12 protein-coding genes and 2 tRNA genes are annotated in these 24,307 nt (G+C 35.5%); 1 reads left to right on the forward strand and 13 read right to left on the reverse strand.

Going from position 1 to position 24,307, the window contains the following annotated elements; all coding sequences use genetic code 11:
- Window positions 1-8 precede the first annotated feature (8 nt).
- Window positions 9-416, reverse strand: coding sequence for a 30S ribosomal protein S12 (gene rpsL / locus FD18_RS00255; RefSeq protein ID WP_003647838.1), 408 nt, complete (start codon window positions 414-416; stop codon window positions 9-11).
- Window positions 417-582: 166 nt separating this feature from the next.
- Between rpsL and FD18_RS00260 the strand changes: the two genes are divergently transcribed.
- Window positions 583-1,254, forward strand: coding sequence for a prepilin peptidase (locus FD18_RS00260; RefSeq protein WP_057717991.1), 672 nt, complete (start codon window positions 583-585; stop codon window positions 1,252-1,254).
- Between the two features lie 73 nt (window positions 1,255-1,327).
- On the opposite strand, the gene rpoC is transcribed toward FD18_RS00260, so the two are convergent.
- The 12 genes from rpoC to tilS form a co-directional block, all read right to left on the reverse strand.
- Window positions 1,328-4,999: a DNA-directed RNA polymerase subunit beta' gene (rpoC, locus tag FD18_RS00265; RefSeq protein ID WP_057717992.1), complete on the reverse strand. Its 3,672-nt coding sequence runs from the start codon at window positions 4,997-4,999 to the stop codon at window positions 1,328-1,330.
- A 17-nt stretch (window positions 5,000-5,016) separates the two neighbouring features.
- Window positions 5,017-8,655, reverse strand: a complete 3,639-nt coding sequence (gene rpoB, locus FD18_RS00270) for a DNA-directed RNA polymerase subunit beta (protein WP_057717993.1) — start codon at window positions 8,653-8,655, stop codon at window positions 5,017-5,019.
- Window positions 8,656-8,855: 200 nt separating this feature from the next.
- Complete coding sequence (locus FD18_RS00275; RefSeq protein ID WP_057717994.1) at window positions 8,856-11,324, reverse strand: ATP-dependent Clp protease ATP-binding subunit; 2,469 nt, start codon at window positions 11,322-11,324, stop codon at window positions 8,856-8,858.
- Window positions 11,325-11,486: 162 nt separating this feature from the next.
- Window positions 11,487-11,560 (reverse strand) — tRNA-Pro (locus FD18_RS00280).
- Between the two features lie 40 nt (window positions 11,561-11,600).
- A tRNA-Gly gene (locus tag FD18_RS00285) sits at window positions 11,601-11,675 on the reverse strand.
- Between the two features lie 101 nt (window positions 11,676-11,776).
- Window positions 11,777-13,318, reverse strand: a complete 1,542-nt coding sequence (gene lysS, locus FD18_RS00290) for a lysine--tRNA ligase (RefSeq protein WP_057717995.1) — start codon at window positions 13,316-13,318, stop codon at window positions 11,777-11,779.
- Window positions 13,319-13,332: 14 nt separating this feature from the next.
- The gene (gene dusB / locus FD18_RS00295; protein ID WP_057717996.1) at window positions 13,333-14,340 is read right to left on the reverse strand and encodes a tRNA dihydrouridine synthase DusB; all 1,008 of its coding nucleotides are present in this window, start codon (window positions 14,338-14,340) and stop codon (window positions 13,333-13,335) included.
- Window positions 14,341-14,398: 58 nt separating this feature from the next.
- On the reverse strand, window positions 14,399-15,274 hold the full coding sequence (gene hslO, locus FD18_RS00300) for an Hsp33 family molecular chaperone HslO (RefSeq protein ID WP_057717997.1): 876 nt from the start codon (window positions 15,272-15,274) through the stop codon (window positions 14,399-14,401).
- A gap of 50 nt (window positions 15,275-15,324) precedes the next feature.
- Complete coding sequence (locus FD18_RS00305; protein WP_057717998.1) at window positions 15,325-17,967, reverse strand: YfhO family protein; 2,643 nt, start codon at window positions 17,965-17,967, stop codon at window positions 15,325-15,327.
- 58 nt (window positions 17,968-18,025) lie between these two features.
- Window positions 18,026-20,707, reverse strand: a complete 2,682-nt coding sequence (locus FD18_RS00310) for a YfhO family protein (RefSeq protein ID WP_057717999.1) — start codon at window positions 20,705-20,707, stop codon at window positions 18,026-18,028.
- Window positions 20,708-20,795: 88 nt separating this feature from the next.
- Window positions 20,796-22,922, reverse strand: a complete 2,127-nt coding sequence (gene ftsH / locus FD18_RS00315) for an ATP-dependent zinc metalloprotease FtsH (protein ID WP_057718000.1) — start codon at window positions 22,920-22,922, stop codon at window positions 20,796-20,798.
- Between the two features lie 83 nt (window positions 22,923-23,005).
- Window positions 23,006-24,301, reverse strand: coding sequence for a tRNA lysidine(34) synthetase TilS (tilS, locus tag FD18_RS00320; RefSeq protein ID WP_057718001.1), 1,296 nt, complete (start codon window positions 24,299-24,301; stop codon window positions 23,006-23,008).
- Window positions 24,302-24,307 lie beyond the last annotated feature (6 nt).

Raw genomic sequence — 24,307 nt, forward strand, 5'->3', positions numbered from 1 at the left:
TTAACTGTTTAACCCTTCTTAGCACCGTACTTAGAACGGCCTTGTTTTCTACCATCAACACCTGCAGTATCCAAAGCACCACGGATGATGTGGTAACGAACACCAGGAAGGTCCTTTACACGACCACCACGAATTAAAACAACGGAGTGTTCTTGTAAGTTGTGACCAATACCGGGGATGTAAGCAGTAACTTCAATTAAGTTTGAAAGACGAACACGAGCGTACTTACGTAAAGCTGAGTTAGGCTTCTTAGGTGTCATAGTACCTACACGTGTTGCAACTCCACGCATTTGAGGTGCTGGGTTGTAGTTCATCTTTTTCTTCATGCTGTTGTAAGCATAGTTTAAAGCTGGTGAATCAGATTTAGTCGTCTTTGAGTGACGGCCCTTTCTAACCAATTGGTTAATTGTTGGCATTAAAATTTCCTCCTAAAATTGTTCACACATCCGGGAGTTTCTTTTCTGGCCTCACGGACATCATGTTTTTAATAGCACAATGGCTAGTTTAACACGATTTTTTGATTACGTAAACAATTAAAAAAATTTTTTTGATTTTGCGTATATAAATATTGGAGGTTAAATCATGTCAAAGTTTTATATTTATTTGTTTAATTTTATTATTGGCAGTATTATCGGATCTCATCTATTAGTAGTGGTACAGCGTTTTGAAACAGAAAACTTTATATCTTCAACATCTCACTGCGATAGTTGCAAAATTCCACTTACCCTTCTTAATCAAATCCCTATCTTTTCTTTTATAAAGTATAAGGGACACTGTTTTTTCTGTAAAACTACAATTCCTATCGAAACGTTTTATTGCGAACTTCTAGGGGGAATCGCATTTTTACCATTAAATCCCTATACTGATCAATTCTCCTATTTATTAGTTACTTTCATTTTTTTAATCAGCATTTTTGATTATTTTGATCAATCTTTTCCCTTATCAACAATTCTGCCATTAATTTGGATTATAACTTTTTCTTCTCCAAAGTTAAGCTATGATTTTATAGAATGGATGTTAATTATAATAGTAATTTCAGTTTTTTTATTAATGAATTTAAAAAATAAGCTTGGACTCGGAGATACACTTATTTTTATTATTCTTATTTTTTATTACAACTTTTATATTGCACAATATATTTTCCTTATAGCTTCTATTTTCTTATTTCTTCTCTATGTAATAAATCATGAAAAACGGCCTCTGCCTTTTATTCCCTTTATATTTTTAAGTATCACTTTTTATAATTTTGTTTAAACACACAAAAAAAGCCTATTCACAAGAGCGAATAGGCTTTTTTAACACAAATGTTTAAGTTATGAAAGGAGTATTAATCAGCTGAACCGTTATCCTTTTCTGCATCAGCAGCTGCTAATTTCTTTTCAATATCAGCTATAGAATATACTGATTTTTTCTTTTCATCTTCAGGAACATCAACTTTAGGTTCCATTTCACGGTAAACTGGCATACCAGTACCTGCAGGAATAATCTTACCAATAATAACATTTTCCTTAAGACCAAGTAATGGATCGTTCTTGCCGCGAATAGAAGCATCAGTAAGAACACGAGTAGTTTCCTGGAATGAAGCTGCAGATAAGAAACTGTTAGTTTCAAGGGCAGCCTTGGTAATACCAAGAATTACACTTTGTGCAGTTGCAGGAATACCACCAGAAATAATTACTTCACGGTTTCTTGCCTTAAATTCACCAATATCCATTAATTCACCTGGTAAGATATCAGTTTCACCTGGGTCAAGAATACGAACCTTTTGAAGCATTTGACGTGCCATAACTTCAACGTGTTTGTCGGCAATTTCTACACCCTGCATTCTATAAGCCTTTTGAATTTCACTTAGAATGTATTTTTCGGTAGTCAATGCATCACGTACACGAATCAATTCCTTAGGATCGATAGAACCAAGGGTTAACTTATCTCCACGTACAACATGATCTCCTTCAGCAACTGCTACTGAAGCAGTATATGGTACGTCATAAGTACGAGTATCAGTTTGTCCCTTAACGGTAATTTGACGAGTGTGTTCGGCTGGATCTTCTTCAATTGAAGTTATTTCACCAGTTACTTCAGAAATTGTAGCACGTCCCTTAGGATTACGTGCTTCGAACAATTCTTGAACACGTGGAAGACCTTGAGTGATATCTGCAGCACCAGCAACACCACCGTTGTGGAAGTTACGCATAGTTAACTGAGTACCAGGTTCACCGATAGATTGTGCGGCAACAGTACCAACAGCTTCACCAACTTCAACGTCGTCACCAGTAGCAAGGTTCATACCATAGCACTTCTTACATACACCATGTTGAGTGTTGCAAGTAAATACGGAACGAATTGTTACCTCAGTAACACCAGCATCTACGATCTTGTGAGCCATATCTTCGTCCATTAAGACATCAGCTGGACAAATTACTTCATGAGTTTCTGGATCGTAAACACTCTTAGAAGTGTAGCGACCAACCAAACGGTCAAATAATGGTTCAATCATTTCATCGCCTTCAGTAATTGCGTGAACAGTTAAACCACGATCAGTGCCACAATCTTCTTCACGAATAATGACATCCTGAGCTACGTCTACCAAACGACGAGTTAAGTAACCAGAGTTGGCAGTCTTCAAGGCGGTATCCGTCATACCCTTACGAGCACCGTGAGTGGACATGAACATTTCCAAAACAGACAAACCTTCACGGAAGTTCGAAGTAACAGGAATTTCCATCATTCCTCCGTTAGGAGCGGCCATCAAACCACGCATACCAGCAAGCTGGGTAAAGTTAGAAATGTTACCACGAGCACCAGAATCGGCCATAATTGTAATTGGGTTTCTTGGTGCATGAATTTGAGCAATTTCATTTTGAACAATGTCTTTACAATTATTCCAAATACTAATTACTCGATCATGTCTTTCTTCATCAGTGATTAAACCACGACGATATTGTTTAGACACAACATCAACTTTCTTACGAGCTTCAGCAACGATGTCATCCTTATCAGTGATTGTCGGAATATCTTCAACACCAATAGTTAAACCAGAAGTTGTACATACGGTGTAACCTAATTCCTTTAAATCATCCAAGAAGTCTGAAGTTCTTTGAACCTTGTAATCCTTATAGATCTGTGCAATAGAATCTGACAAGAAGCCCTTCTTAAAGGCTTGTCCAAGTTTCATATTATCAAGCTTCTCATGAATATCTTCACCTGGTTGCAAGAAGTATCTCTCATCAAGCGGATGAGTAAGATTTTCTTGAGTAGGATCGTTAATGTAGAAAAAGTCCTTAGGAAAAATTTGATTGAAGACTAACTTACCATAAGTAGTCACAAAAATTCCATGTTCATAACCTTTTGGCCATGGCTTTTCAGGCATTGAATCAGCTGCCAAACCGATACGAGTATGGTAGTGAATATCACCATTTGCATAAGCAATAGCTGCTTCTGCTGGTGAATCAAAAATCATCCCTTCACCTTCACGACCACGTTCAGCTTGAGTTAACCAATAGTTACCTAAAACGATATCCTGTGAAGGAGTAACGATTGGTTTACCATCTTTAGGAGCAAGGATATGGTGAGCAGCTAACATAAGTAAGCGAGATTCTGCTACAGCTTCATCAGACAATGGAACGTGAATAGCCATCTGGTCCCCATCAAAGTCGGCATTGTAAGCTTCACAAGCAAGTGGGTGAAGACGAATTGACTTACCATTTACCAAAACTGGTTCAAATGCTTGAATACCTAGACGGTGAAGAGTAGGGGCACGATTCAAAAGAACTGGTCTTTCCTTAATAACATCTTCTAAGATGTCCCAGATATCATCATCTTCGCGATCAATCTTACGCTTAGCATTCTTAATATTAGATGCTAAACCGCGTTTTACTAATTCATGCATTACAAATGGCTTAAATAATTCCAGAGCCATTGGACGTGGTACACCACATTGATAAAATTTCAATTTAGGTGAAACATCAATAACTGAACGACCTGAGTAGTCAACACGTTTACCAAGTAAGTTTTGGCGGAAACGTCCCTGCTTACCTTTCAACATGTGAGAAAGAGACTTAAGTGGACGGTTACCTGGTCCGACCACTGGACGGCCACGTCTACCGTTATCGATTAATGCATCAACAGCTTCTTGAAGCATACGCTTTTCATTTTGAACAATAATTCTTGGTGCATTTAAATCTAACAATCTCTTCAAACGGTTGTTACGGTTAATTACACGTCTATATAAATCGTTCAAATCAGAAGTAGCAAAACGTCCACCGTCAAGTTGAACCATTGGTCTTAAGTCTGGCGGAATAACTGGAATACAATCCATCACCATCCATGATGGCTTATTACCAGAGTTCTTAAATGCATCTAAGATATCTAATCTTCTGATAGCACGAGTTCTCTTTTGACCAGTAGCAGTCTTTAATTCTTCTTTTAAATCATGAACTTCCTTATCAATATCTACTTGTTCAAGAAGTTCTTTTACAGCTTCGGCACCCATTTTAGCTTCAAAACGGTTGCCAAATTTTGCTTTCTTTTCACGATATTCAGCTTCTGTAAGAAGTTGCTTATCTTCAAGATCGGTATCACCTGCGTCAATTACAATATATGCAGCAAAATAAATTACTTCTTCAAGAGCACGAGGTGAAATATCTAAAACTAATCCCATACGAGATGGAATACCTTTGAAATACCAGATATGTGAAACTGGTGCAGCCAATTCAATGTGGCCCATGCGTTCTCTTCTAACTTTAGCAGAAGTTACTTCTACACCACATCGATCACAAACAATACCGCGATAGCGAATACCCTTGTACTTACCACAAGCACAAGACCAGTCTTTAGTTGGTCCGAAAATTCTCTCATCGAACAAACCATCTTTTTCTGGTTTCAAAGTACGATAGTTGATAGTTTCTGGCTTTTTAACTTCGCCATAAGACCAACTTCTGATCTTGTTTGGAGAAGCCAAACCAATTTGCATACTTTCAAACTTATTTACGTCGATCAAAAGTTTAACCTCCTAGATTACTTAGAAACCTTATCATCAGATGAAGTTGAAGAATCACTCTGATCTACAGGTTCAGCTGATTTATCATCTTTCTTTGCAGCTTCTTCGGCCAACTTCTTCTTTTCTTGTTGTTCAGCAAGCTTAGATAAAGTATCAATGTTGAAGTGATCATTAGAATCATCATCCATGTCACGTAATTCAATTTCCTTATGATCCATATCTAAGACTTTGATATCCAAACCTAAGGATTGAAGTTCCTTAACAAGAACTCTAAATGATTCTGGAACACCTGGTTTTGGAATTCTTTCGCCCTTGACAATAGCTTCATATGCCTTAACACGACCAACAACGTCATCTGACTTGTAAGTCAAGATTTCTTGCAATGTGTATGCAGCACCATAAGCTTCAAGAGCCCAAACTTCCATTTCACCGAAACGCTGTCCACCAAATTGTGCTTTACCACCAAGTGGTTGTTGAGTAACAAGTGAGTAAGGCCCGATTGAACGTGCGTGGATCTTATCGTCAACCATGTGAGTCAACTTCAAGTAGTACATGATACCTACTGAAACACGGTTGTGGAATGGTTCACCAGTACGTCCATCGTAAAGAACAGTCTTTCCGTCTTTACCAATACCAGCTTCACGAACCATCTCCCACATATCATCTTCAGAAGCACCATCAAATACTGGAGTAGCAACATGAATACCTAATTGCTTAGCAGCAATACCTAAGTGTAATTCAAGAACCTGTCCAATGTTCATACGTGAAGGCACACCCATTGGGTTCAAACAAATGTCTACTGGACGACCATCTGGTAAGTATGGCATATCTTCTTCAGGACAAACTAAGGCAATAGTACCTTTGTTTCCGTGGCGACCAGACATCTTGTCACCAACCTGAATTTTACGCTTTTGAACAATGTAGACACGAACCATCTTATTTACACCAGGTGGTAATTCATCTCCTGCTTCACGAGTGAAGACTTGTACGTTTTGAACAATACCGCCACCACCATGTGGTACACGCAAGGAAGTATCACGAACTTCACGAGCCTTTTCACCAAAGATTGCGTGAAGCAAACGTTCTTCAGCAGATAATTCAGTAACACCCTTAGGAGTTACTTTACCAACTAAGATATCACCATCTTGAACTTCGGCACCAATACGTACGATACCTTCTTCGTCAAGATCTTTAAGTGCATCTTCACCAACGTTTGGAATTTCACGTGTGATTTCTTCAGGTCCAAGTTTAGTATCACGAGCTTCTGATTCATAATCTTCAATATGGATAGAAGTGTAGACATCATCTTTAACCATACGTTCAGAAATCATTACGGCATCTTCATAGTTATACATGTTCCAGGTTAAAAAGGCAATAATTGGGTTCTGACCTAAAGCCAGTTCACCATTTTCCATTGCTGGACCGTCAGCAATAACTTCATCAGCTACTACTCGCTCGCCTTGCTTAACAGCTGGAGTTTGGTTGTAGTTCTTAGTTGCATTTGACCGACGGAATTTTTCAAGAACATACTTATCTAAAGTATCGTCGTCTCTTCTAATTCTAATTTCGTTTGCATCAACATATTCAACTACACCAGGAGCCTTAGCTACTAATGCATCTCCAGAGTCGTGAGCAGCACGATATTCCATACCAGTACCAACGATTGGTGCATGTGGATTAATCAATGGAACAGCTTGACGTTGGTGGTTAGCACCCATCAAAGCACGGTTAGAGTCATCGTTTTCAAGGAAAGGAATACATGCAGAAGTAACTGAAACTACCTGTTTAGGAATAACGTCCATGTAGTCAATCTTATCGGGTGTAACTTCAAGGTTATCTTCCTTGTGACGGGCTAAAACAATTTTATCTTTGAATGAGCCGTCTTCGTTTAATGGAGCGTTGGCACCAGCAATGATGTAATTATCTTCAACATCAGCAGTTAAGTAATCAATCTTGTCAGTAACCTTATGAGTATCCCAAGAAACACGACGATACGGAGTTTCAATAAAACCGTACTTATTAACAATAGCATAAGTTGCTAATGAGTTAATCAAACCAATGTTAGGTCCTTCGGGTGTTTCAATAGGACATAAACGACCATAGTGAGTATAGTGCACATCACGAACTTCATAACCAGCACGGTCACGAGACAAACCACCAGGTCCTAAAGCAGACATACGACGCTTGTGAGTTAACTCACCAAGTGGGTTGTTTTGGTCCATGAACTGTGACAACTGTGAGGAACCAAAGAATTCCTTAACTGAAGCAACAACAGGACGAATGTTAATTAATTGTTGTGGTGTAACAGTAGAAATATCTTGAATAGACATTCTTTCACGTACAACACGTTCCATTCTTGCTAAACCTATTCTAAATTGATTTTGAAGTAATTCACCAACACGACGAATACGACGGTTACCCAAGTGATCGATATCATCAGTAGTTCCAATATTGTCTTGAAGATCAAAGAAGTAGTTAATTGATGCCAATACATCAGCTGGGGTTAAGTGCTTAACATCATCAGCAATATGACCATTAGACATTAATTTAACGACACGTTCAGGATCCACTTTAGAATATACTTTAATTTCCTGAACTGTTACTGGATCAGACAATACCCCTTCTTTTGAAGGTTCATAAGTTACCATCTTAAAGTCATCACGATCTAAGTAAGGAGATAACTTATCAAGTACTTCATGAGTTACTACATCGCCCTTCTTAGCAATGATTTCACCAGTATCAGGATCAGCTAAAGTTTCAGCCAAAGTTTGTCTTAATAAACGATTCTTTAAAGAAAGCTTCTTATTGATCTTATAACGACCAACTGGAGCTAAATCATATCTTTTTGGATCGAAGAATCTAGCATATAAAAGTGAACGAGATGAATCAGTTGTCTTAGGTTCACCTGGACGTAATCTTTCGTAAATATCTTTTAATGCTTCTGCAACACGAGAATCAGCAGGGTTCTTGTGGATATCTTTTTCTAAAGTGAAACGAAGAGAATCACTTTCGCCAAACATATCAGCAACTTCACTGTCAGATCCAAATCCTAAAGCACGGATTAAAACAGTTAAAGGAAGTTTACGAGTACGATCGATACGAACATAAGCTAAATCTTTAGCATCAGTTTCATATTCAAGCCATGCACCACGGTTAGGAATAACTGTAGCACCAAAAATTTGACGGCCATTTTTATCAAAATCTGAATGATAGTAAACACCAGGAGATCTAACCAACTGAGAAACAATAACTCTCTCAGCACCATTAATAACGAAAGTACCTGAATCTGTCATTAATGGAAATTCTCCAAAGAAGACATCTTGAGTCTTAATTTCTCCAGTTTCATGGTTAGTTAACTTCAAAGTTACATGAAGTGGAGCAGAATAATTAGCATCATGATCACGTGCTTCTTCAAGAGTGTATTTTGGTTTCAAAAGTTTGTAGTCAACAAACTCTAAAGAAAGTTTTCCTGAAAAGTCTGAAATCGGCATAATGTCATCAAACATTTCACGAATACCTTCATTAAGAAACCACTTGTAAGATTGCGTTTGTACATCAGTCAAGTTAGGCAACTTCAATACTTCTTTAATTCGAGAGAAGCTACGTCTTGTCCGGTGACTACCGTAGTTCACAGCGTGTCCTAACAAAGAAAACATCCTTTCTTATACAAGAATCTAAATTATTACATTTGTGTTACAAATTGCAAAAAGACAAAATTTGGGTACAAAAAAACAAAAACAACATAAAAGTCGTTTTTGTTTTATCATCTCGCTGGACAATAGATCAGCGAAATCCTGAATTTCAGCCTTTTAAACGTTTAGTATTTTACACTTATATTACTAATTTGTCAAAAAAACTAATTTTCAACTAGAGACTTACTATCACCAACAATTGTAAACTTCAATTTTCCTTGACGTGCACCAATCTTTACGGTTTGACCTGCCTTAACTTTCTCGCTAATCAAATCTTCAGCAATTACATCTTCAAGTTCATGTTGGATTGCACGACGTAAAGGACGTGCTCCCATTTCGGGATCAAAACCGTCTTTAGCTAAAACATCTAAGGCTGCTGGTGATATTTTCAACGTGATATCTTTTCTAGCTAATCTATCAACTAAATGGCTTGTCATTAAACTAACAATTTCACGCAATTGTTCCTTAGTTAAACTATCAAAGACAACAGTTTCGTCAATTCTATTTAAAAACTCTGGTCTAAAGAATTGCTTAACAGCTGCTGAAACTTTTTCTTGTTGAATCTTATTCTTATCTTCATTATCAGCCGCAAATCCAACCGTCTTATCTTCTTGCAAGCTGCGTGATCCTAGGTTAGAAGTCATAATAATAATTGTATTTCTAAAGTCAACTTTTCTTCCCTTAGAATCAGTTAAAAATCCTTCGTCTAAAACTTGCAAAAGTAAATTAAAGACATCCGGGTGAGCTTTTTCAACTTCATCTAGTAAAATTACTGAATAAGGATTACGTCTTACTCTTTCTGAAAGTTGACCACCTTCTTCATAGCCAACATAACCAGGTGCAGAGCCGATTAATTTGCTAGTCGCAACTTGATCCATGTATTCAGACATATCTACACGAATAATGTTGCGTTCTGAACCAAATACTGCTGCCGCTAAAGCTTTAGCTAATTCTGTCTTACCCACTCCAGTAGGGCCTAAGAATAAGAAAGATCCAATTGGCCGATTTTCATCTTTAATACCGCTTCTACTACGTCTGATTGCACGACTTACTGCACCAATTGCTTTATCTTGTCCAATTACTCGTTCATGTAAAATACTTTCTAAGTGGGCTAAACGTTTAGTTTCGCTCTTCTTCATTCGAGTTACTGGCACGCCAGTCCATTCAGATACAATTTGGGCAATTTTATTTGAATCAACAATTGCTTTCTTAGAGTTCTTATTTTCAACCTTTTCAACTAATTTATCTCGACTTTTTGTAAGTTTGCTTTCTTCATCACGTAACTTAGCAGCTTTAACAAAGTTTTGATTCTCAGCAGCTTGTTCTTTTTGATGAATCACATCATTAATTTGAGTATCTAGCTTAGTTAATCGAGGATCCACCTTACCAATGGCTTGAATTTTTTCAGCTGCACTAGCTTCATCAATCAAATCAATTGCCTTATCTGGCAAGAACCGATTTGCAATATATCTAGTTGAAAACTCTACGGCATCCTTAATTGCTTCATCTTCAATTTTTACATTGTGGAACTTTTCATATTTTGGTCTTAAGCCTTTTAAAATATCCACAGTTTCTTCTTTTGAAGGTTCACCAATCTTTACCTGTTGAAAACGTCTTGCCAAAGCTTGATCTTTTTCAATGTACTTTTGATATTCGTCAAAAGTAGTTGCACCAATCATCTGAATGTCACCACGAGCTAAAGATGGTTTCAAAATATTTGAAGCATCAATTGCACCTTCTGCTCCGCCAGCACCAATCAACGTATGCATTTCATCTACAAACAAAATAACTGAACCATCACGTTGAATTTCTTTTAAAATTTTCTTCATTCTATCTTCAAATTCACCGCGATATTTCGTTCCGGCAATTAAGCTTCCCATATCTAAAGCCATTACACGTTTCTTAGCTAAATTGTCAGGAACTTCTCGATTCACAATAGCCGAAGCAATTCCTTGGGCTACCGCTGTTTTACCAACTCCGGGTTCCCCTACTAAAACTGGATTATTTTTAGTTCTTCGAGATAAAATTTGAATTACTCGTTTTATCTCCTTATCTCTCCCAATTACCGGATCAATTGCACCTTCACGTGCTCGTTTATTCAAATTGACACTTACTTTATCTAAATTAGGCGTTAGAGACTTACCCTTTTTATTTCCAGTTGAAGATGACATCCCCAAAGTATTATTTTCTTGTCCAGCGTCATCCATAAAACTGTCATTTATATCTTGACTTAAATCACGTGGGTCTATACCAATGTTCTTTAAAATCAAGCTTGCTAAAATTTGATCGCTGGCTAGTAAACCTAACAAAATATGTTTTGTTTCAATTTGAGGTGTCCCTAGTTCGTCAGATTTTTGTTTAGCAAAGTTTAAAACTAAGCTTAGACGTGGGGACATTTCCATATATGTAGCTTTGGGACTTGAACCATAGCCTGTATATCTCTCAATTTCTTCTCGCACTAAGGTTGGTGTTACATTTCTTTCACGCAAAAGCTTACCAGCATCTCCGTTAGCTTCAATTACTAAAGCAAGCAAAACATGCTCCGTTCCAATAATTCGATGGTGAAAGTTTCGTGCTTGCTCTTTAGCAATTTCAAGAACATTCTTTGCACTATCACTATATGATTTTTCCATTTTGCACCGCCTTATTTTTTTAAGATCATACTACAATCTTTAGACAAATATCTTACACTTACAATTAGTAAATGTAAACTATTTGATATTTCATAAACATTATATACAAAAAAGTTCGTCTTTCTAAACTTAAGACGAACTTTTTAATAAAATAATATTCAATCGGGATGACAGGATTTGAACCTGCGACTTCTACGTCCCGAACGTAGCGCTCTACCAAGCTGAGCCACATCCCGAATAACAAAAAAGACTCACACTTCGGTGAGTCTTTTATACTGGAGCGGAAGACGGGATTCGAACCCGCGACCCCCACCATGGCAAGGTGATGTTCTACCACTGAACTACTTCCGCAGTACATTTATTAGTATAGCAAAACATCATCTTATTGCAAGTGTTTTTTGAAAAAATTTCAAAAAAATAGATCATCATTAATGATGATCTATTTTTCAACTTTATTTATTCTTCTTTTCCATATCAGCCTTAACTTCCGCATCAACACTTTCAACCTTTTCAGGACGCATTGTTGGGAAGAGTAAAACATCACGAATAGCTGGAGCATCAGTTAATAGCATTACCAAACGGTCAATACCAATACCTAAACCACCTGTAGGAGGCATACCGAATTCCATAGCACGAAGATAATCTTCGTCAATCATGTCGGCTTCGTCGTTACCAGCTTCTCTTTCAGCCATTTGTTCTTCGAAACGGTGGCGTTGATCATCTGGATCATTTAATTCTGAGAATGCATTACCGTATTCTGCACCCATGATGAAGATTTCAAAACGATCAGTAAATCTTGGGTCATCAGCATTCTTCTTAGCAAGTGGTGATACTTCTACAGGATGTCCATAAACAAAAGTTGGTTGAACAATTGAACCTTCACCGAATTCCTCAAAGAATGCGTTGATGATATGACCAACTTTCCAGTAGCTTTCATAGTGAACATGATGTTCATCAGCAACTTTTCTAGCTTCTTCAATAGTCATTGGCTTCCAGAAGTCAACACCAGTCTTTTCTTTGATTAAATCAACCATATGAACACGACGGAATGGCTTACCTAAGTCAATATCAGTACCTTGATAGTTGATCTTACCATCTGGTGAAACAACCTTAGCGGCTGCCCTAATAATTCCTTCTGCTTCATCCATTACATCATGGAAGTCCCAGTATGCAGCATAAGTTTCAAGTTCAGTAAATTCTGGATTGTGCTTAGTATCAAGTCCTTCATTTCTGAATACTCGACCAATTTCATAAACTCTTTCCATACCACCAACAATCAAACGCTTCAAAGGAAGTTCCAAAGCAATTCTCATGTACAGATCAATATCCAAAGCATTGTGGTGGGTAATAAATGGACGTGCTTCGGCACCACCTGGAATATTGTGAAGAACTGGAGTTTCAACTTCTAAGAAGTCCTTATTATTCAAATAGTCACGAATAGCTTGAATAATTTGAGTACGATGAACGAAACGCATGTAACTATCACGATTTGTAATTAAATCAAGGTAGCGTTGACGATAAATTTGTTCAACATCTTTTAAGCCATCCCACTTATTAGGTAATGGGCGAAGAGCCTTTGATAGGAAAGTAATATGAGTTGCACGAATAGTTAACTCACCAGTGTCAGTCTTCATTACTTCACCATCGATACCTAAGAAGTCACCGATATCAGACTTTTTGAAGATCTTGTAGTTATCTTCACCAACAATATCTTTACGTACATAAATTTGGATCTTACCAGTACGGTCATAAAGATCGGCAAATCCTACCTTACCCTTACCGCGTTTTGCAAGCATACGACCTGCAATTTTAGTTACAGGCATATCAGCATTCAATTCATCTTTATCTTCGTTACTATACTTTTCATTTAAAGTACGAGCTAAGTCTTGACGATCAAACTTTCTCACACCAAAAGGTTCAATACCATTTTCACGCATTTCGTCCATCTTTTCACGACGAGCGATTAGTTGGTCGTTCATTTCATTCTTTGCCACTCTAAAAACTCCTTTTATTGGTTAATTTGCTTTTGCCTCGCTTCATATTTTTCCACAAAATCATCTAGCAAGTCAAAAACTTCTTGTTTCGTCCAAACATCATTTATTTTAGCACGGGTTCGAGCTGAACGGGGAATTCCTTTTAAATAATACGCTGCTTGGCGTCTAAATTCAGGAACTGCAACCTTTTCACCTTTAAGTTCAATCAGTCCATTTAATTGATTTTTAGCTGTTGCAACCTTTTCTTCAACTGTTTGCGGACGTAATTTTTCACCAGTATCTAAATAATGAACCATGTCTTTAATAATCCATGGGTTACCTAAAGCAGCTCTTCCTACCATTACAGCATCTGCACCAACGTCTTCAAGCATAGCCTTAGCTTTTTCAGGAGTGGTAACATCCCCATTACCAACAAAAGGAATAGTTAATGCATCCGCTACATCCTTTAAAGTCTCCCAATCAGCTTCGCCCATATACATTTGTTTTCTTGTACGTCCATGCATTGCCACTGCACTAGCGCCTGCTTCTTGAGCAGCAAGGGCATTTTCGACAGCAAAGATATGCTTTTGATCCCAACCAGTTCTCATCTTTACAGTTACTGGCTTCTTCACGTTTCTAACTACGGCATGAACCATTTGATAGATCTTATTTGGATCTAACAGCCATCTAGCTCCTGCGTCTGTTTTAGTTACTTTGGGAACAGGGCATCCCATATTGATGTTAATAATATCAGCTGCAGTATGTGTATCAACATAGTGCGCAGCTTCAACTAATGTCTCTTCACTACCACCAAAAATTTGGATACTCATTGGATGTTCACGTGGATCAACTGTTAACATCTCAAGAGTTTTTTTGTTGCGATAAATAATTCCATGATCAGAAATCATTTCACAAACAACTAATCCTGCCCCAAATTCCTTACATACTACTCGGAAAGCAGCATTTGAAATTCCAGCCATAGGTGCAACTACTACACGATTAGGAATTTCAATATCCCTAATTTTCCAACTATCGTTTTTCATACTTGCTCATCCTTTCAAATACCTAATATCATAGCAAAACTATTCATTACACACCACTTTAATTTGCTTTCTTAAGTACATCTTTTAATTCATCTTCAGTAAAGTGATACTTTTCTTTACAAAAACGACAAATAAGTTCAGCACCATGATCTTTTTCAATCATTTTCTTTAATTGCTCTGGTTTTAAAGTAGCTAAAATTTTACTGTACTTTTCTTTTGAACAATCACATGCAAAAGATACATTTTCCTTATCCAAAATTTTACAATCAGTACCTAAAATTCTTTCTGCCAGATTTTCAGGAGTCATACCATCTAAAAACAAAGTTGAAAGATTAGGCAAAGCCTTGATTCTCTTTTCAACTTGAGCTAATTGTTCATCACTAGCACCTGGTAAAGCCTGTAATACAAAACCTCCAGCAGCTCCAATGCTATTATTAGGCTCAACAAAAACAGAAAGACCAACAGCTGACGGAATTTGTTCTGATTTTGCTAAATAATATGTAAAATCTTCTGCAATCTCTCCACTTACAATTGGTACTTGACCTGTATAAGGTTGTTTTAATCCTTGATCTTTAGTTACTTCAAGCCATCCTTCGCCAACAGCCTTAGCTACATCAATATGACCATCTTTTTTAGGAGGAAGTGCAATATGCGGATTTTGAACATAACCCTTGATCGTTAAATCAGCCTTTGCAGTTACTACCGTAGCTCCTACAGGTCCATTTCCAAGTAATCTTACTGTCAATTCATCTTTATCCTTCAGCAATGCAGCTGATAAAAGAAGACCACCAATTAAAGTTCGTCCTAATACAGCTGATGATGCACTCCAAGTGTCATGTCTTTTTTGTGCTTCACTTACTAAGTTTTTAGCATTTACAGTAATTAATCTTAAATTTTTAGTTTTATCGATCGCCTTAACTAAATAATCGCTCATTTTCTCCTCCTAAAAAATAAAGCCTATAAAATATAGACTTTATTCTTTGACTAATACCTTTTCTTTTTTAAATACAAATTAAATATAACTAGTAGGATTATACCTATAATACTTGTTAAAGCTCCAATAAGCAATCCAGGGGTTTGATATCTCAAAACTACTGAATGCTTGCCTGGTTTCATCTTCAAGCCAATAAATACACCTAAAGTTCGATTAATTTTAACGTCTTTTCCATCAACTTCTGCTCTCCAGCCGTTGCTATAAGGAATTGTAGTTACCAAATTCTCATCCTTTGATATTTTTACTCTTCCAGCTAAATAGTCGTTATTAAATTTAGATAATTTTAAGGCCTGAGATTTATTAACTTTTGAAAGCTTTGCTTCTAATAAATTCGAATTAATATTAACTAAGCGTGGTAAATTCATTCTTAATGAACGTTTATCGCCATCTAGAACTAACTTAATTTGCACTTGTCCGTCCTGATCAGCTTGAACACCAACTAATTGTTTAACTTGAGGCTGGAGACGCACATCCTTTTTATCAACAACTAAGCTTAAGTCGTTTTTAACTTTTCCGACTTGTCTTGCATGATAAGTAGTCAGTGGATCCGCAAAGCCCATCAAATCTTTATCTAGCATTACATATGCAGCTTCTCGCGGTTTTAAACCAGTATAAGTAAAAATGACGCTTCCAGCTTTATCAGACGTTCTAGTAATTTCAATTTTATTATTCTTTTGTTCTACGCTAGCATTTTCTGATTTAGTTTTAGTCTTCTTTTTACTATAAGTTAAAACGTCTCCCCGAGTTTCGGTTAAAGAATTTAAAACTAAATTTTGATTATAAATTGGATTATCTTGTTTAAATTTTAAATTATTTGATAAGTTACCGGCAAAAGCAATTGGCAGACTTTGAGTTTGATAAACCGTATACTGCTTCCTTCTTAGTAAAACACGATTATTTTTCAAATCATCTCTTAAACCATAACTAATATATTCAGGAGAAATACTTTGACTAGCTAAAGAACTATTGATAAAAGTACCAACATTTAAGATCGCATCAGTGACAACTGTGCCAGTTTTATAAAAATAATAATAACCATATGCAGATAAACCTAAGTTAGCATATAATGCACTGATTCTAGGATCATTGTTAGAAGAAAAAATTTCTACACCTTTATAATCAAATGCATAACTTTCACCGCGATCATTATTTAAAAAATAATTTTTAGCAATTCTTTGCTTTTTAATACTTGCTGGTAAAGAATTAAATAATTGTTGATTTTCTGTGATATAGCTAGAGTAAACATTACTTTTCATTCCCATTCGACTCAAAGCCAAATATCCACTACCAGCTATTTCAATTACGCCAATCATTACCAAAATAAAGCGGATTGCCTTATTACCAGCAAAGTATAAGAGAATACTAAAAATAACTATTAAACTCAATGAAATTAATAGATAACTATCGAAATTTCCATAGTGTTTTCTCAGGATAACAACTATTAATCCAAGTGCTAAATAAATTCCAGCAGCCCAGATCAACTGTCTTTTACTTAGATCTAAATTTGTTAATTCCTTAGCTGCTAAAAGCAAAATCCAAAAAATAATAATAAAGCTAAAGCGATATGGAAAACCAACTGGTTTTTGACCCCCATGCCAGAAAAGATAGATCTTTGTTTGTATTAAGCTAAGTACAAAAACAAGGCCAATTACTAAATTAATAATTCTTTCTCTACGCGAATTTTTGTTATCAATAAAATATAAAATAAAAACAATAATTGCTAGCGTTCCAACAAATAAAAGCGGCGACCCATTGAAAGAATTTTTCATAAACAAAGCAGAGATACTTTTAGCTGCTGAAGAAATAGGACTTAATCTAAAGCCTTCGTTAATAGTATGTTCTGTTAACTTATTATTAGCTAAATTCATCCATGTTGGTAATGTAATAACTGCACTCATCAAGCCACTGATTAATGAACTAAGTGCAAATTCCACTACTTGTCTAATAAAAATCTTTTTTTCTCTAAAATAATTGATTGTATAAGCTAGAAAGGCAAGTACCATGAAAATACATATCATGTAGCCAATATAGTAATTAAAAATAATTGCACAGGCTAGCAAGATAGTATAAAGAATCCATTTTCTCTTTGTTATACCCCTAAGTAAGGAATAAATAAGTAATGGAAGTAAAATTACACCATCAAGCCACATTAAGTTTGCTGCATAACCAATAGAATACGCACTTAACCCATAAATAATACCAAGTAGAATTGAGTAGATTTGATTTTTGAATTTAAAAAGTTTCAAAATCAAAAAAGTAAATGCAGCACTGGCTAACCCTAACTTAATAACAATTATTACGTAGAGAGCTATATTGATTTGACTTGCTGGAAATAGCAAAATAATTAAATTAAATGGACTTGCAAGATAATAACCAATATTACCTGCCATATCCGCACCTAATCCATTAGAAAAACTAAATTGTAAACTACTCCAGTTTCCTAAAAGCAAGTGGCGAAGATATTGAAAAAATGACAAATATTCATCAGGTAAATCTCCGCCCCATAACACACCACCAAAAAATGGATTAGCATGTGCCAAGGTTGATATAATTCCAAAAATTATGATGGTAATTACAAAACTAATACTGCTTAGCTTTATAACCTTCTTATTTTCTTTGCTCAAATATTTCATTCTTAGCCTTACTCCCAAATACACCCCTCTAAAAACAAACATTAGAGGGGTGTATTACTTATTTATTCTCATTACTTGATTTATCAGCTTGTTTGTTTTTCTTTAAATACCAAGTATAAATTACTAAAGAAATTATTCCTACAATGCTTATTAAAGCACCGATCAGTAAACCTGGTGTCTTATATCTTAACGTCACTTGATGTACACCTGGCTTCATCTTTAAGCCAATAAACACCTTTAAAGTACGATTAATTTTAACAGGTTTGCCATCAACTTCTGCTTTCCAACCTTTACTGTAAGGAATCGTAGTTACCAAGCTTTCATTTTTATCAATTTTTATATTTCCAGCCACATAACTATCTCTAAAGGCAGAAAACTCCATTCGTCTGTTATTAGCCTTATTTACCTTATTAGTTAAAGCTGATTGATTAATACTTACAAAACGTGGATACTTGAAGTCAACTCGGTTTGCTCTTCCATCCAAAGTCATTTTAATTGTAAGTTTTCCATCTTTATCTGCCTGAACACCAATAAGTTGATCAGTGTATTGTTGTAGATGAATATTTTTACCATTAATAGCTACTGTGAATGGAAGTCTATAATCTGGATTCTGCTTCAATTGATAACTATCTAAAACAATAATTTGATCCATTAAGTTTTTACTGAACCTAATATATCCAACCTGTTTTGGTTTCAAATTATCGTATGTAAAAGTCATTGTACCTGGTTTATCTTGAGTGATCCTCTCTGATTTAAACTTTCCCTTAGCAAATTTAAGTTTAATATTATTAGACTCTATTTTTGCTTGTTTTGAACTATAGCTTAAAACATCTTCCTTAGTTTGAGTCAAAGAATTAAGAACCAGATTTTGATTATAAACTGGATTTTCTTCCTTAAACTTCAACTTATTAGATAAGCCTCCAGCAAATGCAAATGGCAAAGTCTCATTTCGATATACAGTTTTATTTCCTTGCTTTAAGATAACTGGATGGTTTTTCAAATCGTTTCTTAAACCATAGCTAACATATTCTGGAGAAATACTTTGATTAGTTAAAGAACTATCAATAAATACCTTTACATTAAAAATAGCATCTGTAACTACACTACCAGTTTGATAATAATAAAAGTAACGAAAAGTTGAAAAACCAAGATCAGTCATCAAAGAACTAATTCTAGAATCGTTATTTGAAGAAAACTCTTCCATACCGCGATAGCCGAAAGTATATCCTTCACCGCGGTCATTGTTCAACTCATAATTCTTAGCAAGGCGTCCCGACTTATCAGAAGCAGGTATTCTTGAAATGATTTCTTGATTTTCAGAAACATAAGCTGGATAAGCATTACTCTTCATTCCCAAGTGATTCAAGCCAATATAAGCATTGCCCGCGATTTCAATTAATCCTACTAAAAGTAAAGTTACGCGAACAAATCTTTTATCTGAAAAATAAACTAAGATTCCAAAAATAATTACTATTAAAACAGCAACCCAAGCATAAATATTCCACGGTCCAATTCGACGTCGAATATAAACAGCAGCTAAACTTACTAATAAATATATTCCAGCTGCAACAAGCCTTTCCTTTTTATTCTCGTTTTTATATTCACTTAAATTCGATAATTCTTTAGCGGCTAAAAGCAAGATCCAAAATACAATAATAAAGCCAAAGCGATATGGATAAGCAATAGTCTGTTGACCACCATGCCAGAGCAAGTACACCTTAGGCACAGTAATGCTTAATACAAAGATAAATCCAATAACTAAATTAGTAATTCTTTCTTTAATTGAATTATGTGAATCAATAAAGTAAAGAACAAACACAATTAAAGCTAACGTTCCTACAAAAATTGGCGCCCAATCATTATAAGTATCACCAATAAACAGCCTTGATATAGCTTTCCCACCACTTATTAAAGTCTTAATTTCAAAATTAGAATTGAAGTCAGCCTGAGATAGTTTATTGCTAGAAAGGTTAAGAAAAGTCGGCAAAATAACTACTGCACTAATTAACCCACTGATAATAGAACTAATTGCGAATCCAATAAATTGATGAATAAATAACTTACGATTTGTAAAACTATTAACTGTATATGCAAAAAATAGAATTACTAAAAAGATACATATCATGTATCCAATGTAGTAATTAAAAATAATTCCACAAGCAAGTAAAATGCTGTAGGCAAGCCATTTATTAGTCTTAATTCCTCTCACTAAGGCATAAGCTATCAATGGAAGTAGGACTAAACCATCAAGCCACATTACGTTTCCAGCATAAGCTACAGAATAACCACTTAAACCATACGCAATTCCTAAAAAGATAGGATAAGCTTGATAATTAAACTTAAACCACTTTAAAGTCAACCAAGTAAAAGTGCCACTCATTAATCCTAATTTAATTAGAATTATGACGTATACTGCTACATTCATTTTGCTTGCAGGGAAAAGAAAAATAACAAAATTCAATGGACTAAGTAGATAATAACCAATATTTCCAGCCATATCTCCACCTAAACCATTTAAGAAAGTAAATCCTGCACTACTCCAATTGCCAACCATTAAATGTCGATAATACTGAAAAAAGGATAAGTATTGATTTGGTAAATCTCCACTATATAGAACTCCACCTAAGATTGGATTACAATCCGTTAAAGTAGATAAAAGGAAAAAGAGCACTACTGTTGTTAAACAACTTATTACGCTTAACTTTAAAATCTTTTTGTCTTTTTTACTTAAATATTTCATTCTTACTTAATACCAAAAAACTCCTTTCTAAAATCTGTAATTTCAGTATTAGAAAGGAGTATATAAACATTACTCTTGCAATAAATCCTTACTTATCCTTGTCTTCATCTGAATTATCTTTATCAGAATCTTTATGTTCAGATGGTGGATTAAGTGGAATATCGTCAATATTCTTATGATCATCAGGAAGTGGATGAATATCTTCTTTATCATCCTTGCTTTCAGTTTCTTCTCTTTGTTGATCCTTCTTTTCCATTGCAGCCTTAGCTTCTTCATAAGTTGAAGCCTTAGATTCACTTGGAAATTCATTTTCATCATTTTCAGGCATCTTACCAGTCTTGAATAATGAAAGAATTTGTTTTTCGTTCAAAGTTTCATACTTAAGAAGTGCTTCTGCAATAATCTTATGCGTCTCCCGGTGACTCTTAATGATATCAATAGCTTGTTTGTGACCTTCATCAAGAATTTCCTTAACTGCTTCGTCAATCTTAGCAGCTGTGGCTTCACTATATGGTTTAGTGCCGTATGGTGATTGCATACTTGGAGATTCAAGTTCAGTCATACCAACATCAGTCATACCATATTGAGTAACCATCCCACGAGCAATGTTAGTAGCTTGTTCAAAGTCATTTGAAGCACCAGTTGATTTATCACCAACAACTACTTCTTCACCTGCACGACCACCCATTAAACCTGCAACTTGTTCCATTAATTGCTTCTTAGTGATGATATTTTCATCTTCCTTTGGAAGCATAATGTTGTATCCGCCAGCACGACCTCTAGGTACAATAGTAACTTTACGAACAGTTCTAGAATCACTAAGGACTAATCCAACAATTGCGTGCCCTGCTTCATGGTAGGCAACACGTTTTCTTTCTTCTGGAGAAATAACAGTGTCTTTCTTAGCAGGTCCGGCAATAACTCTGTCTTCAGCTTCATCAATATCAGATGCAGTAATTTCAGTCTTATTACGACGAGCAGCAACTAAAGCAGCTTCGTTTAAAACATTTTCAAGATCAGCACCAACAAAGCCCGGAGTTTGACGTGCCACTTCCTTTAAGTCAACGTCTGAGGCTAAAGGCTTATTCTTAGCATGAACCTTTAAAATAGCCTCACGACCTTTAACATCTGGACGACCAACTAAAACTTTACGGTCAAAACGTCCAGGACGAAGAAGTGCAGGATCAAGAACATCAGAACGGTTAGTAGCTGCCATAACAATGACACCTTCATCACCTTCGAAACCGTCCATTTCAACCAACAATTGGTTCAAAGTTTGTTCTCTTTCATCGTGGCCACCGCTAACACCGTTGCCACGCTTACGTCCAACAGCATCAATTTCATCGATGAAAATGATACTTGGAGCATTCTTCTTAGCTGTTTCAAATAAGTCACGTACACGAGAAGCACCGACACCAACAAACATTTCTACAAAGTCTGAACCAGAGATTGAATAGAATGGTACGCCAGCTTCTCCAGCAACTGCACGTGCAAGCAAGGTCTTTCCAGTACCAGGAGGGCCCTCAAGGAGCACACCAGCCGGAATTCTAGCACCTAGTTTAGTATATTTTGATGGATTCTTTAAAAATTCAACAATTTCAACTAGTTCTTGCTTTTCTTCTTCTTCACCAGCTACATCTGAAAATCTAACCTTGTTCTTGCTTGGATCTTGTGGTTTAACATGAGACTTACCAAAGTTCATCATGCCTCCACCACGGCCTTGTCCACCTTGATTCATCATCATCCAAAGCATGACAATGAAAATCAAAGTTGGAACAAGCATTACAATCGTAGAGATCCAAGTTCCAGATTGAGATTCCCCTTGTCCAGAAATAGATGCCCCACTCTTTTGGGCAAGATCTGAAACTGTCTTAACCATTGAGTCATTTTGAAGCATCGTAGTACTGAATCGGGTTACTTCATTACTACTTTGTGAACTTGGAATTAGTCCAAATCCAGTATTATTTTGATTATTTGACTTTTGAGCTTTCTTATAAGATCCAGTAACCGTATATACACCATTAGATGGTTGTATATTGATACTCTTGACTTTACCCGCCTTTAAATCCTTTACTAATTGAGAATAACGGATATTTTCTGTGGAACCATTACTACCTGAGCCACCCATGGCCCAATTGATTCCAGCCAAGAGGATCACGAATACTATGATATAGAAAAGACCGTTAGAAAGCAGTCTATTTCTTCTATTTTTCATCTATAAACCTCCGCGACACTTCTTGGAATTACTCCAACGATTTTACCACAAAATCCACTTTTACCATAGGACTTTGCATAAACTTAAGAATAAACATATACATTATAGCGAGCAAAATCTGAATTATATTCTTGATTTTGATAAACATTTTCAACATAAACTGGCTCTTTGTCCTGCCAAATAGTTAAGCAATATGGACGCAATATCAGAGGAATACCATTTTCTGCAAACTTTTTCTTAGCTTTTGTTTGCTTTCCATTAGCTAACTTTAGCTTATCACCTTGTGATAAATTTCCAACTTCTAAAAGTCCCATCTTTTTTCCATAAAAATATCCAACTTGCTTCTGTGATTTTTTATAGAGTGAAATTAAATATTTTTTTCCGTTTATACAGAATTCTTCGTCTAACTTTATCAATTTTCTATTATGATCAATCCCTGGCAATTTACTCTTATTGATTACATAATAATAATTTTGATAAAAAATCAGCTGAAAACCATCTTTATTATAAGTTGCACTCTGATTTAAATAAATTTCAGTAAAGTGAACATGCCGATGCCACTTTTTATAAATTAGATAATCAAAGAAAGCTGGCAATTGATTGTCACTTAGTTTTTTCAAGTCTTTTATTTGACCTCGTAACCAATTTTTAAAATCAACCGGCATCATAATACTTTCAAACAAACTATTTTGACAGTCGGACAACAAATCCATTTCCTTGCTGAAACGATATGCATTATCAACTAAATGGTCTGTTTCTTGCTTTAACAAAGGAACAACATGATGTCTAAGCCTATTTCTTAAAGTATCATCTTCAAAATTAGTTTCATCCTCGATAAAACTTAAATTGTTTTGCTTATCATAATTTAAAAGTTCAACTTTTGAATATTTAATCAAAGGTCTTAGCAACTGCATTGAGCCGAGTCTTCCAACAATTTGAAGACTATTCATTTCAGCTGCATCTCCCGAGCGAATAAACTTTAATAAAATATTTTCAATTAAATCATCACCATGGTGAGCCGTCATCAAATAATCAATTTGATATTTTTTACCAACATCCTTCAAAAATGTATATCGATATTCTCGAGCTTTCGCTTCAATACCTGCTTGAGGATGTAACTCATTTGGCCATTTTTTCTCTACCAATTTTATATCAAAAGTCACTGCTAATTTCTTTAGCAATTCACTTTCTAAATAACTGTCACTTCTTAAACAATGATCTAAATGAGCAACAATTAATTGTTCTGAAGGATCAGGCAAAAAATTAACCAACATATGAAGTAAAGCAACCGAATCTGGGCCGCCACTTGCTGCCAATAAAACTTTTTTATTTTTTATTTCAATCTTATTTTCAGTAAAAAAATTTGTAAATTTTGTCATTGTTAA

This window comes from Lactobacillus taiwanensis DSM 21401 (genome assembly GCF_001436695.1).
Lineage (GTDB): Bacteria > Bacillota > Bacilli > Lactobacillales > Lactobacillaceae > Lactobacillus > Lactobacillus taiwanensis.